General features: G+C 71.0%; 18 protein-coding genes. 11 read left to right on the top strand and 7 right to left on the bottom strand.

Annotated features, from left to right (window positions below; genetic code table 11):
* Window positions 1-162: 162 nt before the first annotated feature.
* Together ACWJI3_RS06190 and ACWJI3_RS06185 are read right to left on the bottom strand one after the other, a co-directional pair.
* A complete protein-coding gene (locus ACWJI3_RS06190; protein ID WP_480203201.1) occupies window positions 163-651 on the bottom strand; it encodes a nitrate reductase associated protein in 489 nt (162 codons plus the stop codon).
* Window positions 648-1736, bottom strand: a complete 1089-nt coding sequence (locus ACWJI3_RS06185; protein ID WP_480203200.1) for an anthranilate phosphoribosyltransferase — start codon at window positions 1734-1736, stop codon at window positions 648-650. Before ACWJI3_RS06185 ends, ACWJI3_RS06190 begins: the two co-directional genes overlap by 4 nt.
* Before the next feature lie 146 nt (window positions 1737-1882).
* Between ACWJI3_RS06185 and ACWJI3_RS06180 the strand changes: the two genes are divergently transcribed.
* The 3 genes from ACWJI3_RS06180 (at window position 1883) to cobA (ending at window position 5598) form a co-directional block, all read left to right on the top strand.
* The gene (locus tag ACWJI3_RS06180) at window positions 1883-3412 is read left to right on the top strand and encodes a ferredoxin--nitrite reductase (protein ID WP_480203199.1); all 1530 of its coding nucleotides are present in this window, start codon (window positions 1883-1885) and stop codon (window positions 3410-3412) included.
* A 69-nt stretch (window positions 3413-3481) separates the two neighbouring features.
* Entirely contained in the window at window positions 3482-4777 is a 1296-nt protein-coding gene (locus ACWJI3_RS06175) for a CbiX/SirB N-terminal domain-containing protein (RefSeq protein WP_480203198.1), read from the top strand.
* Window positions 4774-5598: a uroporphyrinogen-III C-methyltransferase gene (cobA, locus tag ACWJI3_RS06170; protein ID WP_094514585.1), complete on the top strand. Its 825-nt coding sequence runs from the start codon at window positions 4774-4776 to the stop codon at window positions 5596-5598. Before ACWJI3_RS06175 ends, cobA begins: the two co-directional genes overlap by 4 nt.
* 45 nt (window positions 5599-5643) lie before the next feature.
* On the opposite strand, the gene ACWJI3_RS06165 is transcribed toward cobA, so the two are convergent.
* Window positions 5644-5805 carry a hypothetical protein gene (locus tag ACWJI3_RS06165; protein WP_480203197.1) on the bottom strand — a complete coding sequence of 54 codons (162 nt, stop codon included), beginning with the start codon at window positions 5803-5805 and terminating at the stop codon, window positions 5644-5646.
* 121 nt (window positions 5806-5926) lie between these two features.
* Between ACWJI3_RS06165 and ACWJI3_RS06160 the strand changes: the two genes are divergently transcribed.
* The 6 genes from ACWJI3_RS06160 (at window position 5927) to ACWJI3_RS06135 (ending at window position 9471) form a co-directional block, all read left to right on the top strand.
* Window positions 5927-6067, top strand: coding sequence for a hypothetical protein (locus ACWJI3_RS06160; RefSeq protein ID WP_480203196.1), 141 nt, complete (start codon window positions 5927-5929; stop codon window positions 6065-6067).
* Window positions 6068-6260: 193 nt separating this feature from the next.
* Window positions 6261-6737: a redox protein gene (locus ACWJI3_RS06155; RefSeq protein WP_094514580.1), complete on the top strand. Its 477-nt coding sequence runs from the start codon at window positions 6261-6263 to the stop codon at window positions 6735-6737.
* A 105-nt stretch (window positions 6738-6842) separates the two neighbouring features.
* Window positions 6843-7025 (top strand): hypothetical protein, encoded by a 183-nt coding sequence (locus ACWJI3_RS06150; protein ID WP_480203195.1) that lies wholly within the window; start codon window positions 6843-6845, stop codon window positions 7023-7025.
* Window positions 7015-8412 carry an NAD(P)-binding protein gene (locus ACWJI3_RS06145; RefSeq protein ID WP_480203194.1) on the top strand — a complete coding sequence of 466 codons (1398 nt, stop codon included), beginning with the start codon at window positions 7015-7017 and terminating at the stop codon, window positions 8410-8412. The genes ACWJI3_RS06150 and ACWJI3_RS06145 overlap by 11 nt, the downstream gene beginning before the upstream one ends.
* On the top strand, window positions 8405-8905 hold the full coding sequence (locus tag ACWJI3_RS06140; RefSeq protein WP_480203193.1) for a hypothetical protein: 501 nt from the start codon (window positions 8405-8407) through the stop codon (window positions 8903-8905). Before ACWJI3_RS06145 ends, ACWJI3_RS06140 begins: the two co-directional genes overlap by 8 nt.
* Window positions 8902-9471, top strand: coding sequence for a pyridoxamine 5'-phosphate oxidase (locus tag ACWJI3_RS06135; RefSeq protein WP_480203192.1), 570 nt, complete (start codon window positions 8902-8904; stop codon window positions 9469-9471). The genes ACWJI3_RS06140 and ACWJI3_RS06135 overlap by 4 nt, the downstream gene beginning before the upstream one ends.
* A 24-nt stretch (window positions 9472-9495) precedes the next feature.
* Here the strand turns inward: ACWJI3_RS06135 and ACWJI3_RS06130 are convergent, their stop codons facing one another.
* Window positions 9496-10101 carry a peroxiredoxin-like family protein gene (locus ACWJI3_RS06130; RefSeq protein ID WP_094514632.1) on the bottom strand — a complete coding sequence of 202 codons (606 nt, stop codon included), beginning with the start codon at window positions 10099-10101 and terminating at the stop codon, window positions 9496-9498.
* A gap of 136 nt (window positions 10102-10237) precedes the next feature.
* Window positions 10238-10489, bottom strand: coding sequence for a hypothetical protein (locus ACWJI3_RS06125; RefSeq protein ID WP_094514568.1), 252 nt, complete (start codon window positions 10487-10489; stop codon window positions 10238-10240).
* A 516-nt stretch (window positions 10490-11005) separates the two neighbouring features.
* Here ACWJI3_RS06125 and ACWJI3_RS06120 point away from each other — a divergent pair.
* Together ACWJI3_RS06120 and ACWJI3_RS06115 are read left to right on the top strand one after the other, a co-directional pair.
* Complete coding sequence (locus ACWJI3_RS06120) at window positions 11006-11536, top strand: DoxX family protein (protein WP_094514565.1); 531 nt, start codon at window positions 11006-11008, stop codon at window positions 11534-11536.
* 26 nt (window positions 11537-11562) lie between these two features.
* Complete coding sequence (locus ACWJI3_RS06115; RefSeq protein ID WP_094514563.1) at window positions 11563-11955, top strand: MAPEG family protein; 393 nt, start codon at window positions 11563-11565, stop codon at window positions 11953-11955.
* A gap of 156 nt (window positions 11956-12111) precedes the next feature.
* Here the strand turns inward: ACWJI3_RS06115 and ACWJI3_RS06110 are convergent, their stop codons facing one another.
* Complete coding sequence (locus ACWJI3_RS06110) at window positions 12112-12948, bottom strand: SDR family NAD(P)-dependent oxidoreductase (RefSeq protein WP_480203191.1); 837 nt, start codon at window positions 12946-12948, stop codon at window positions 12112-12114.
* A gap of 188 nt (window positions 12949-13136) precedes the next feature.
* Window positions 13137-13736 (bottom strand): TetR/AcrR family transcriptional regulator, encoded by a 600-nt coding sequence (locus ACWJI3_RS06105; protein ID WP_480203190.1) that lies wholly within the window; start codon window positions 13734-13736, stop codon window positions 13137-13139.
* Window positions 13737-13977: the final 241 nt, after the last annotated feature.

Here is a 13977-nt window from a genome sequence, read left to right as displayed (position 1 = left end):
CACGAAGGTCTGGATGCGGATCACGCAATCCGGACGGGCCTCATGAACGAAGCGCACCGAGCCGGCAAGGTTGGCGCACAGGCTGACCAACCCGACTACGTCATCACGGCCAGGGTCCAATTGATGGTGCCGGTTGTTACCGATGGCCGGGCTGTGCAGCGTTCAGCCACACGACAGCCCGAATTCCTGTAGCGCCCGCGGCAGGTTGCGGTGCTCATGGCCCGGATGGCTGAGCTTCACCAGGGCGAAGCGCTGCAGTTCATCGAGGCCCTGCCATTGCGCCAGGCTGAGCGGCATGCCCAGCTGCCGGCAGGCTGCCGCCAGCACCGCCGGCAGCGCCTCCCCGTCGGCCGCACTGGGCAGGGCTTCCAGCTGGGCCGGCGGCAGGGGCCGGGCCGGGCCGGCGGCCATGGCGGCCGTGCGTTGCAGCAGCCATTGGCGCAGGGCCTCGATCGCGAGGGGCTGATCGGGCCAGGCCAGCAGCCCCTCACGCTCCGCTGCGCCCAGGGCCTGCCAGTGGCTGAGCTTGAGCTTCACTCCCGCCAGATCGAGCTTGCGCCGCACCGCCATCGGCAGGCAGCGCAGATCAGCGACGAAATCGGCCTCAAAGCCGAAGCAGCGGTCGTGGCTGGCGCGCGCAGGCAGGCTCATGGGGCAAGATCCTGGCGCAGCTTTTCGCCGCAGCGGGCGGCCAGCAGGGCGCGGGCCTGGTCGAGCCCTGCCGGCAGGCTGTCGCAGCGCTCGGCCAGCCAGAGGTACACCCCCAGGTTCCACAGCAGCGACTCCGCCAGCGGTCCTTCGCCCTGCAGCGCCGCCAGCGCCTGCTCGCGCCAGAGCTCCAGGTTCTGCCAGGGAACCTCGGGGCCGCAGAGGCCATGGTCGCGGGGATGGACCAGCAGGCGGCTGATCACGCCATCGCGGCCCCGGGCGGTGATGCCGGCGCGGCTGGTGGGCAGGTCGGTGGAGCCCTCCAGCCCCTTGACCGTGAGCAGATCGGTTTCGCCGGCGTGGGCCAACGCCTCCCAGGCGCGGGCCTCGGTGGGGGGATGAACGAAGCCGCTCACCAGCAGGTGCTCCCCCTGGTGGGGGGTCCAGAGGAGCTCCAGGCTGGCCACCGGCGGCCGCTTGCCGATGTCCTCACGGATCGGCAGCAGCCGTTCGGCGGCCGGGAAATGGCAAGGCTGGTGGGTGAGAGCCAGGCCCTGGATCTCCAGCCGCTGCTGCAGGTCGGCCAGGCTGAGCCGCCGCCAGTCGATGCCGAGGGCAGCGAACAGCTCGGCGAGGCTGATGCCGTACTTCACCGGCATCGGAGCTCCGCCGTGCAGCACCACCGGCTGGCCGGCGGCCGCCAGCAGCAGGGCCAGCATCGGCAGCAGCGGCGCGGTGCGGCTGCGACCGTCGTACGGCACCCCGAAGCAGAGCGGCCGCTGGCCGGGGGTACGCAGCACCGGGCCGTGCTCGCGGTAGCTGTCGAGCATGCCGGCCAGCTCCAGCGGCGACGGCCGGCGAATGCGATGGGCGATCAGGAACGCCCCCAGCTGGGCATCGCTCACCGGCCCCAGCAGCATCAGATCGGTGGCTTCGCGAGCCTCGGCGCGGGTCAGGCCGGTGCTGGTGTGCTCACCGCTGCCCACCTTGGCCAGCAGCTCGCGGAAGCGCAGCACCTCCGGCGCCAGCGCCGGGCGGCGGCCGGCGCCTGGGGCGCTGGCGCCCTTCACGGCAGAAATCGGTACCATCTGCGACAAGACTTCGGCGCTCCGGCTGAAAGGGTGAGGAATCCGATCATTAGGCATGCGGAGGCCCGCTGCGAACTCTGCAGGGGTTCCCGCGCCATGCGGCCGGCGGCCCGATCGGTGTTTCCCCTCTCGTTTCCCTTCCCTCCATGGCGACGCTCAACAAGGTGGAGCAGGCCAAGGCCGGCTTCTGTGGTCTGGATCTGGCGCCGCGGCTGAGTGAACTGAGCGCCGCAGGCTGGGAATCCCTCGATGAGGCCACCCTCACCATCCATCTCAAGTGGCTGGGCATCTTCTTCCGGCCGGTCACGCCCGGGCGCTTCATGCTGCGGCTGCGGCTGCCCAACGGCGTGATCCACGCCGACCAGCTGGACGTGCTGGCAGAGGCCGTGGATCGCTGCGGCAGCCACGGGAGCGCCGACATCACCACCCGTCAGAACATCCAGCTGCGCGGCCTGCTGCTGGAGGACATGCCGCCGCTGATGGCGGCGCTCGAGCGGGTGGGCCTGACCAGCCGCCAGTCGGGCCACGACAACCCCCGCAACGTGACCGGCAACCCCCTGGCCGGCATCGACCCCGAGGAGTTCATCGACACCCGGCCGCTGGTGGACCGCATCCAGGCGGCGGTGCTGGGGCCCGACGGTCCGCGCAACCTGCCGCGCAAGTTCAACGTGGCGGTGGGCGGCGCCCCCGACTCCTTCCTGCTGCACAACGACCTCGCCTTTCTGCCCGCGTTCCACGACGGCACGCTGGGCTTCACCGTGATGGTGGGCGGCTTCTTCTCAGCCCAGCGCAACGAGCTGGCGATCCCGCTGGGGTTGTGGCTGCAGGCCGATCAGCTGCCGGCCTTCACGCTCGCGGTGCTGCGTCACTACGAACGGCAGGGCGACCGCAGCAACCGCAACAAGACCCGCCTGATGTATCTGATCGATGCGCTCGGGCTCGACAGCTACCGGGCAGAGGTGGTGGAGAGCTACGGCGCCGTGGCCGGCGCTGCTGCCGCCGCCGCCCTGGTGCCCCATGACGGCTCCCATCTGGTGTGCCGCGCACCGCGGGACATCTGTGGCGTGCACGCCCAGAAGCAGCCGGGTCTGCACTGGGTGGGCCTGCATGTGCCGATGGGTCGGCTGCACGCTGATGGGATGGGCGACCTGGCCCGGCTGGCCCGCACCTACGGCAGCGGCGGGCTGCGCCTGAGCGAAAGCCAGAACGCCCTGATCGCCGATGTGCCGGGCGATCGGCTGGAGGCGCTGCTGGCCGAACCGCTGCTGCGGCACTTCCGCGTGGATCCCGGTGCGCTGGCGGCGGAAGCGGTGAGCTGCACCGGTAACCGCTACTGCAGCTTCGCGCTGATCCCCACCAAGAGCACGGCCCAGGCGGTGGTGGAGGAACTGGAGCGGCGCCTGGAGGTGCCCCACGGCGTGCGCACCCATTGGACCGGCTGCCCCAATGCCTGCGGCCAGCCCTACATGGGTTCGATCGGGCTGATGGGGGCCAAGGCCCGCAAGGACGGCGAAATGGTGGAAGCGGTGAAGGTGTTCCTGGGCGGCTCGATGGCGGCCGATCCCCGGCTGGCGGAGCTGCACGACAAGGGCATTCCGCTCAGCGAGCTGCCCGAAGCGCTGGAGCAGATCCTGGTGGAGCGGTTCGGCGCCCGGCCGCGGGCGCTGCCGGCCTGACCCGCAGTGGGCCGGTGGCGCAGGCTGCTGATTGCTAGAACAGCCAACCAGCCAGCCACCGCGAACCCGATGCTGCCTCGCGACGGCGATCCGAGCGGCGATCCGGCCCAGCTGCCACCGGCGGGTGATCCCGCCCGCTGGCCGTGGCTGCAGCACCTCCGGCGCCGGCCGCAGCTGGAGCTGGCCCCCTGGCTCAAGGCGCTGGAAGCGGGCAGCCTGCCCGCGGAGGCTGACCTGCTCACCGTGCTGGCCGAGCGGGTGGATTCCAGCAGTGCGCCCCGGTTGCTGGCCTGGTGGTTGCGGCAGGAGCCGCCCGATCCGGCCCTGGGCGAGCGGATCGGGCGGCGGCGCGAGGCCAGCTGCGCCGAGCTGTTGCGGCAGGCGCTGGCGAGCTCTCCGCAGCAAGCCCCCCTGCTGCTGCCGTTGCTCGGCCACCAGCGGGATCCCGCCGATGCCGCCCTGCTCAGCCGGCTGGCGCTGGCACCGGGCCCGGCGGCGCTACGCCGCGCGGCGCTGGAAGGGCTGGCGGTGGGCCTGTCCAGCTGGCCGCTGCCGGCGCTGCGCCGCACGCTCGCGCAGCTGGCGGCCGATCTCGACCCCCAGCTGGCCGCCGACGCCGTCGACCTGCTGGCCCGCCTGCCCCGGGGGCGGGCGCTGCTGCTGGGCCTGGCGGCAGACCGGCTCGATCCGGCCGTGGCGGCGCGGCGGCAACGCCGCCTGCACGCCCTGCCGCCCAGCCCTCTGCTCCTACTGGTGCACGGCCGCAGCGGTGGTCTGATCCCGGACGACCTGTTGGCCCTGCGCGACACGCTGGAGCAACGGCGCGGCGCCAGCGTGCGGCTGCTGGCGCTCACCGCAGCGGAGGGGTCGCCCCATGCACCCCTGCCGCCGCGGCCGGAGGGACCGGAGGGCGCCACGCTGGTGCCCCTGTTCCTCGTGCCAGGCGGCCATGTGCGGCACGACCTGCCGGCGATCGCCGCCCGCTGGCGTCAGGCGGGTCCGCTGCACCGGCTGCCGTTTCTGGGGGCCTGGCGCTGCTGGCAGCAGGCCCTGGCGCAGGAAGTTCAGGAGCTGGGACAGGGGGCGGCCGCAGCGCCGCTGCTGCTGCACCACCCCCTGGACGGGGCGCTGGGCCGGCGCTACCTGCAGCACCTGAGCAGGATCACCGGTGCCGCTTGCCGGCCCGCTTCATACAGTGCGCCAGATCCACAGGAGCTCCAACTGGCGATCCGCAGCCCTGTCCTTGCTCTGGCGCTGGCCGCCAACCGCCTCACGGACAGCCTGCCGCTGGAGCTCGGCCCCCCCTTGCTGCAGCGGCCGCGCCTGCAGCGGGTGCTGCTGGAGCAGCTCGCGGCGCTGCCATGACAGCCACGCCCCTGCCGGACGACGTTTCCCCTTCCAGCGGCGTTTCTGCCAGCGGCAAGGTTTATCTGGTGGGGGCAGGGCCGGGCGATCCCGAGCTGCTCACGCTCAAGGCCCACCGGCTGCTCAGCCAGTGCGATGCCCTCGTCTACGACTCGCTGGTGCCCAAGGCCCTGCTCGATCTGCCGCCGGCCGGCTGTGAGCGCCATTTCGTGGGCAAGCGGCGCGGGCACCATTCCGTGCCACAGCCGAGCACCAATGCCGTGCTGGTGGAGCTGGCCCGGCGGCATCGGCTGGTGGTGCGCCTGAAAGGAGGCGACCCGTTCCTGTTCGGCCGGGGCGGTGAGGAAGCGGCGCACCTGGCCCGCCATGGCGTGGCTGTGGAAGTGGTGCCGGGGGTCACCGCCGGCATCGCGGCGCCGGCCTATGCGGGCATTCCGGTCACCCATCGGCGCGCCGGCTCGAGCGTCACCTTCGTGACGGGGCACGAGGAGATCGACAAAGGGCGCCCCGGGGTGGACTGGCGCGGCCTGGCCCGCTGCAGCGACGGCCTGGTGATCTACATGGGCCTGCACAACCTGCCACGCATCTGCGAGGAACTGATGGCGGGCGGCCTGGCGTCCACCACCCCCGCCGCCGTGATCCAGCAGGGCACCGTGAGCGGCCAGCGCCAGCTGATCGCCGACCTCGGCAGCCTGGCAGCGCGGGTGACGGCGGAGGGGTTCCAGTCGCCGTCGATCGTGGTGGTGGGCCAGGTGGTGGAGGAGCGGGTGGCTGGCTGCGCCCCAGCACCGGCCGCCGTGGACATGCCGATCCCCTTCTGAACGCGGGAGTTCAGCACGGCGGTACACCCGGCTGGCCTTCGGCGCTCAGTCGAGCTGGAGCACGCCGCGGGTGCGCTCGCGCCGCTGACGGTCCTGGGCCTCAAACGCCTCCATGCAGCCATCGGTGGGCGGGACCAGGCAGCTCACGTAGCTGGAGGGATCGATCAAGGCGGCGCGCAGTGCCTTGGCGGCCGGCAACAGGCTCACGCCCTGGGAGCTGGCCTTTCTGGGCGGCGTTGGGCCCCTTGCGCACGATGCCGAGCTCGCTGAGCTCCTGCTCGGAGAGCACCTCCTTGAGGTTGGCGCGCTCCACCACCAGGTCTGCTGGGTGACCGTGTTCTTGAAGGCCGGCACCGACACGGTGGGGCGGCTGGTGGCGGGGGGCCGTGCGCTGGCTCTGGGCCAGGGCCGGGGCGGGCAGCAGCGGCGTCAGCAGGAAGGGGGCAGCGGCGGCGCTTGCAACGGTTGAAGCTCTGTGGCGCATTCAACCAACCGGAACGGTTTCCGGTCCCAAAACGTCATTCCGTAGTGGTTGAAACGTTCAACTGAGTGTGATGATCGTTTAGGTAGACCACCGTCTGACGCCGGTTCCGCCCGGTGTGGCCCCAATGACCACAACCGCTCTGCCACAGGGCCCGCATCGCTCGCCCCGGCCGGCGCCGATGTTTGAGCTGATCCCCTACGAGAAGTTTCGCGATACCCCGGCGGTCCGCTTCTTCGATATCACCGTGCCCACCTCGAATGCGAGGGATCTGGTGGTGCACACCGGGCCGGCCGTGAGCCCCCCCGACGACCCCGCCACCGGGGCGTGGCAGTTCTATCTGCATCCCCATCAGGAAGACAACCTGCTGGCCATGCACGGCGGCCGCACCTTCTTCCTGGTGAACCTGGGCTGGAACTACCCGTTCCACATCGTTCGGCTCGACACCGGCGGCGACATCCTGCGCATTCCGCCCGGCACCTTCCACCGCTCGGTGTCCGACCCGGATGGCTCGCTGGTGCTGAACCAGGCGGTGCGCGAGGAAGGGGCGTCGCTGGTGCGTGAATTCCGCGTCTACAACAGCCACAACATTCCCCAGCTCTACGCCGTCACCAGCCAGACAGCACCGCTGCCGAAGCTGCACGGCGTCACTTGGTGAGACATGGCCTCCAGGGGCTGGCGCTGGTGAGCAGCAAGCAGCGGATGGTGCGGTGAGCCGACCCACAGCAAGGCATCGAGCTTTGTAACGTTTTATAAAAACGCTGTGGCTACTCCCCTCTCCCTCGATCGCGAGTTCACCGTGGCGATGCACTCGCGCACCATCGACGACTGCGACGACATCGAAGCCCTGCGCGCCATCGCCAAGACCCTGCTGGAGGCCTGGCAGTTGCAAGCCATGTTCAGCGAGGACTACGGCGCCCAACTGCTCCGCGTCCATGCCCCCTGAGGCGAGCAGCCCGCAGCTGGCCATCGTCGGCGCGGGGCTGGCCGGATGCGCCCTCGCCGCCCAGCTGACGCAGCTGGGCTGGCCGGCACCGATCACCCTCTGGGAAGCCGGGCGTGGGCCCGGCGGTCGCGCCAGCACCCGCCACTCCCGCCACGATCCGCAGCGGCGGGCCGACCACGGTGCTCCACTGCTCACCATCACCACCGATCCGCCGCCGGCGCTGCTGGCGCCACTGCTGGCGGGTGGCTGGATCGAACCCTGGCCTGAACCCTGCGCCCGCCTTGATGCCAGCGGCGCCCTGCAGCCGATCGGGCCGGAGCCGTTGCTGCAGGGCAGCCGCTACCGCGGCCGCGGTGGCATGGAGCAGGTGTGTGCCGGGTTGCTGGCCCTGGCCGGCGCCGGCTGCACGCTGCACAGCTCCCGCCTGATCCAGCGGCTGGAACCACGGGCAGGCGGCGGCTGGCGCCTGCTCGGCGGCGATGGCGAACACCTGGCAGACGCCGACTGGCTCGTGCTGAGCGGCACCCTGCTGGTGCATCCGCGCGGGCGGGCCCTGCTGGGAGCTGCACCCGCACCGCTGGCGGCGCTGGCGGCCGGCGACCCGCAGCTGGCGGCGGCGCTGCGCGTGATCGCCACCCTGGGCGCGGAGCCTTGCAGCAACCTGATCTGGCAGCTGGAGGGGGCGGCGGCGGAACCCTGGCTGGCCCTGCCGTTTCGCCTGCTGGAGTTCGAAGCCGGCGCCCAGCACCGCTGGGGGCTGCGGCGCGTGTCGATCCAGCCCGGTGCGCAGGGCCGCTGCGCGGTGGTGGCCCACTCCAGCGCCGCGCTCGCCGCCGACCATCTGCAGACGGTGGGCTCGGGCTCCGCCGCTGTGCAGCTGCCGGGGGTGAAGCTCGACCCGGAGCGCGAGCAGGCCCTGATCGCGCAACTCACGGCCGCCGTGCAGGCCGCGCTAGCCGCCTGGCTCCCTGAGGCGAACGGCCAGCCGCCGGCGGGAGAGCGGCAGCTGATGCGCTGGAGCGCCGCTTTTCCCCGCGGCCAGGGGTTGCCCGCCGACCTCAGCCTCTGCGCCCACAGCCGCCTGGCGTTCTGCGGTGACTACCTGGCCGGGCCTGGATTCGGCCGCGCCGAAGGGGCGTGGCGCAGCGGCGAACACCTGGCCGAGCGCCTGATGGGGCTGCTGAGCCCTACCGGCACGCCAGCAGTGGGCACGACTTCAGGGCTGGGGGAAGCTGCAGAAGCGCATGAGGCTTCAACTGCGGCCACCGGTGAGGCTGCAGAAGCGAATGAGGCTTCAGCTACGGCCACGGCTGGGGGTAGGCGTTCGTCTTCAGCGTGGAACGCGCGTCCCGACACGGCGGCCCGAGGGAGGCAAGACAATGGCTGAGCCCCGCCTGCCGCCCATGCCCCCGATGTGCCGGCCGCAGGCCCTGGCGAAACAACTGCAGCGCCAGGCCGGGCCACTGCCGCGCCAAGCCGGGCGCTCGGCCCGCCGCTGGTTCGCCACGGCCGGGCGCGCCGCAGCGGCGATGGTTGCTGTGCTGGCTCTGGTGCTGCTGCCGCTCCTGCAGGCGCCTGCCCCGGCGCTGGCGGCGAGCCCCGAGGCTTACCGCTGCGATGGCGATCCCCTGCTGGCCCTGGCCGACAACGGCGCCGTTGATGCCATCGGCATTCCCAACACGGCGGCGGGCACGGTGCCGGGCGCGTTCGTGGTGCTGCGGTGGCGTGGGGTGACGCTGCAGCTGCCGCGCACCAACAACGCCGGCGCCCCCAGCTACACCGACGGCAAGTGGTGGTGGAGCCTGGAGGATCCGGCGGCGCCGCGCTTCCAGCAGCGACAGGGGGGCGTGATCAGCTACGCCTGCGAGCGCGCCGCTTGAGCAGCAGCGCCCTACCCGCCTGGCGCGTGTTGCTGCGCGGTGCACGGGAGCGGGAGGGTCGCTCGCCGACGGCGCGCTGGCTGCAGCTGGCCAGCGTGGGCACCGATGGCACGCCACGGGTGCGCACGCTGGTGTTCCGCGGCTGGGCAGATGCGGTGCGGCTCGATCTGCTCAGCGACGGGCGCAGCGCCAAAGCCGAGGAGCTGGCGACCCAGCCGGCGGTGGAACTCTGCTGGCTGCTGCCGAAGGCCCGCAGCCAGTTCCGCCTGCGCGGGCGCCTGGAGCTGCCGGTCGGCGCAGACCTGCTGGCGGCGCGCGAGCGGCACTGGCGCCAGCTGAGCCCGGCGGGGCGGGCGTTGTGGGGCTGGCCGCCGCCGGGGCAGGCACTCGATCCGCAGGCGGCGTTTCCGAGCGAACTGGCCGACGGCACGCCCTTGCCGCCCCACTTTCTGCTGCTGCGCATTGCGGTGCAGCAGGTGGAGTTGCTGGAGCTCAGCGGCACACCGCACCGCCGTCAGCGCTGGCGGGAAGCCACCGGCTGGCAGTGCGAGGCGCTCAATCCCTGAGCCGCCTGTGCCGCCAGAACACGCTCAATCCGGGAGCGCTTCCCCCTCCAGAAAGGGCTCGAGAAACTGGAGCGGCCGGTGCATGGTGGCCGAGAAGCCCAGCAGCCCCGGATCGCGGTGCACGGCGAGCAGACGGTCGTCGGCGTCGATCAGGAAGGTGCCGCCGCGCTGGGTGAGGAAGTCGTCGCGGGGCACATAGGTGCGCCAATGGCCCAGCACTTCGATCATGTTGCGCAGCCGGGTGGTGGCCAGCTCGAAGGGCCGCAGCGGCGTGCGGCGATCGCCGGTGTAGCCACGCAGCACTTCCGCCAGCGTGCCCGGCGAGCTGATCCCGGCGCACATCAGCAGCAGGCCTGGCCAGGGGCCGGCGCTGGCCCCCAGACCCTCCGCCAGGTCAAGGGCGCGGTGCAGCCGGGGCTCGGAATCCACCAGCAGCCGCTCCGGGGGGAAGCCGGTGAACGCGCAGAAGCGCTCACGCCCGGGGCCATGGCTGATACCGATGGCCAGCACCTCGATGCCGGCGGACTGCAGCCGGGGCAGGGCAGGCACCAGCGCCTGGGCGTACTCGAGGCTGTCGAAATCACCGAGCTGGGGCCACAGCAGCACCAGGCGACGACGGCCCGGCCCCATGGCGGGCAGGCCGGCCAGGCGCTCCAGCAGCGCGGCAGGGGCGCGGCAGCCGACGGCCACTCCTGCGGCGGGAGCTGGGGCCGCTTCAGGGGCGGGGGCAGCGGTCATGGCGGGGGAGAAGGAGAAGGGAGCGGACTCAGCCCTGGCGATGGCGCCGGCGGCCGAGCGGTTCGATCCACTCCTGGCGGATCAGGTCGTTGTGCAGCTTGGCGGAGGAGAGGCGGCAGCCCAGCTGGATTTCGCCGTCGTCCAGCAGGCGACCGAGACGCAGCGCCGTGGCCTCCTCGACCCGCGAAAAGCCCTGCTGACGGGCCACGACCCAATCGAGCTCCGACGGGGTGATCACCCCTGTGGCGAGGGTTTCGATGAAGAGTTCGCCGACGGTCATGAACCGATGTTGCGGAATGTAAACATCCTGTCGCGAGACGCGGGCCGGCGCGGGCCCGGCCGAGAGCCGCACACGGCCAGACCGAGTCAGCCGCAGGGCCAGCCGCTGCCTTGCCTCCAGCGCTCCTGTGCGGCGCCACTTCCGTGCACCAATCGCTCAGGCGCACGGCGCCTCCTGCGGCCCAACGGCTCCAAGTCCGCACCCGCGTCATCGCCGCAGCCGCTCGGCCCCGACCCCACCTCCCGACCTCGACCCCGCCCACAAGCCGGTCTCCTCACACTTCTTCACCTGTCGCGCCATCGTGTGTAAAGAAATGAAAAGTCCATGACCACCCTCACCCTGCTGGAAGTGTTCCTCGGTTTCCTCACCGCGGCCGTTGCCCTCTGGGCCGCCGGTCTGGCCGGCCCTTCCCAGGGACAGCTCTGAGCCGGCGCTGCCAGCTCCGCTTTTCTCAGAATTCCCGCCCCCCGTCTCTTTCCCCCTTCTTCCCCCCTCACCACCGCTTCGGCTGCACCCATGACCTCCTTTCTGTCCCGTTACGTGCTGCGGGAAGGCTTCCTCGCCAACACCGGCCTGCTGATCCTGCGCCTGGCCATCGGCGCGATGATGATCCACCACGGCCAGGAGAAGCTGGCAGATCCGCAGACCTTCGCCACCAATTACGTGGTGCCGTTGCACCTGCCCTTCCCGGTGTTCTTCGCCGAAGTGGCGGGCTTCTCGGAAATCCTCGGCTCCTGGTGCGTGATCCTGGGTTTCTTCACACCGATCGGTGCGCTGGCCCTGGCCGGAACGATGGGCGTGGCGGCTTACCACCACATCCTCACCAGCGGCTTCAACATCTACGTGCTGGAACTGGTGGTGCTGTACCTGGGCGGCAGCCTGGCGATCCTGCTGAACGGCCCGGGCCGCTTCTCCTTTGATGCCGGCATCCTCAGCGGCCTGCTCGGCGCCCGCCAGCCCCAGACCGCCGCAGCCGCCGGCAGCGCGGCCATGTCCAGCAGCGTGCCCCTCAACCGAGCAGCCACTGCTGCTCCGACCTCCCTCTGAGAATCGAATCTCCCCGCTGAGCGGACATGCCGATTCCCCCACTACCGGCCCTGGTCACCCTCGTGGCCATGGTCGGCTTTCTTGCCACCGTGATGCTGGTGGGCGCGGCTCGCGTCAAGCACGGCGTCAAACCGCCCTCGGTGGTGGGTCCCGAACCGTTTGAGCGGGCGCTGCGGGTGCAGCAGAACACTCTGGAACAGCTGATGGTCTTCCTGCCCTGCTTCTGGCTGGCGGTGGCGTTCAGCAGTGAGCCGGTGGCCACAGCGCTGGGCTTCGTCTGGGTGGGAGGCCGCGTGGCCTTCGCCGTCGGCTACCTCCAGGCGGCCGAGAAACGGGCTGCCGGTTTCGCGATCAGCTTCACCAGCAGCATCGTGCTGCTGGTCATGGCCCTGGTGGGTGTGCTCGCCAGGCTGGGCTGAACCCCGACAGGGTGGCGCCGCGCAGTCCTTGGCATTCCAGGAGGAACAGTTTAGGTCGGGAGGAACGGTTCGGGCCTTCTGCTTCGAGGCTGCTCCTCAGCTACTGCTGGTGCTGCTGGTGCTGCACCTCAGTTGTTGCTTCCCGGTCCTCGCTCTTCAGCTCCTGCTTGGCTTCGTTGCTGGAGAGTGTGTGCTGGTCATCCCACGCATGACCTGGCCCATGATCCTCACCCGCACCCAGCGCGGCAGGGGGACCAGGGCGTAGGTCAACAGCTTGGAGAGGGCGCCGGGCAGCACGGTGCCTTGACGCCCGAGGGCCTCAAGGATCGGCTGGGCGATCGCTTCGGGGTCGAGAGCATGGCCAAGGCGCAGGCCGGCCCGGCTCGCGAAGCCGCTGTGGGTGGGCCCCGGCGCAGCCGCCAGCACATCCACGCCGCAGGCGCTGAGCTCCACCTGCAGCGCTTCCGCCAGGGCCTGCACGTAGGCCTTGGTGGCGGCGTAATGGGCGGCGTAGGGCATCCCCTGAAAGCCCACGATCGAGCTGAGCAACACCAGACCACCCCGGCCCCGGGCGCGAAAGCGGCGCCCGAAATGGGAACAGGCCTGCATCAGCGCTCGGCCGTTCACCATCAGCAGCTCGGTTTCGCTGGTGAGGTCGGCATCGAGGAAGGGGCCCGAGCTGCCGAAACCCGCGGCGGCCACCAGCAGACCCACCTCCAGCGGATCCGTGGCGGCACGAAGCACAGCGAGCTGGTCGTCCCGCGCCAGATCCAGATCCAGCACGCGCACCTGCACGCCGTGCCGGGCAGCGAGCTGGGCGGCAAGGCCATCGAGCGCAGGGCGGCTGCGGGCCACCAGCACCAGGTTCAGCCCCGTCTCCGCCAGGCGGCAGGCCAGGGCACGGCCAATGCCGGAAGAGGCCCCGGTCACCACGGCCCAGGGTCCGTAGCGGCTGAGAAAACGCTGCTGACGGCGGGTACGGGCGGCTGTCATTGCTGGGTAGCGACTGGAACGACTGGGGAACGGATGGAGCGCGGCTGGTGTATAGGCGGGGAGTGGATTGGAGCGCGGCGGGGATAGGCAGCGGCAGGCGAAAGGCAGTTCCAGGTGTTAGCCATGACGTGCGTCATGCCATTGAGCAAATAAAGAGAGGGACAGATCCGACAGGGGCGTGGCCCAGCTCAGCCACCTCCGGCTCCGGAGCCAACAGGGCGGGCCACCGCCTCCAGCAGGCGCCTGGCCAGAACGGGATCGTCGACCAGGCGCGCCAGCAGCACCGCTCCCACCATGGCCGACGCCAGCTGCAGCGCTGCATCACTGGGGGTGGCATCGCCGGGCTCGTCCCCGCAGGGCACTTTGGCGGGCGGACGGGCGGGCAACTTGCGCTCGATCGCCGCGAGCAACCCATGGGCCGCAGCGGCAAAGGCGGCGCGCACGGACGCCGGCTGGCGACCCCCCTCACCCCCAAGCGCCGCGATCACGCAGCCCCGCTCCGGGTGAGCGACGTGCTCGGGCGAGAGGTAGGAGGCAAGGCTCTGCTCCAGCGAAAGCTCCTCAGCCAGCGGGCCCTCGGCGCTGGCGGCGGCTGCCGTGCGGATGGCTTCAGCCACCAGGGCATCGCGGCTCTGGAAATGGGAATAGAAGGCGCCATGGGTGAGGCCGGCCTGCTTCATCAGCGCCGGGATGCCGATACCCGAGAGCCCCTGACGGCGTAACTCAGCAGCGGCAGCGCGCAGGATGCGCTCACGCACAGCTTGCTTGTGACCGTCGGCGTATCGCATGATGAGCATCATGCCATGAATCTGTGGGCCTCACCCGCCCCGCAGCGGGTGGCTCAGCTGCAGGCATGAACAACCCCGATGGGAAAGCACAGCTGGGAAGCTGCGGAACAACGTTTGGGCGCTCCCGTTGCAATTCCGTGAGGTTCAACAGAGAGGCACTTCAAGCCGTATCTCGGCGAGCGGCAGTCATTCAGGGGCGCAGCAGGAGATGGATTTGAAGTGTTCACCCCGCATCACCCGG

The sequence above is a fragment of the Marcopretia estuarina LEGE 06307 genome (genome assembly GCF_056633115.1).
Note: the sequence above shows the minus strand (reverse complement) of the source record. Positions and strands in the feature narration are given on the sequence as shown.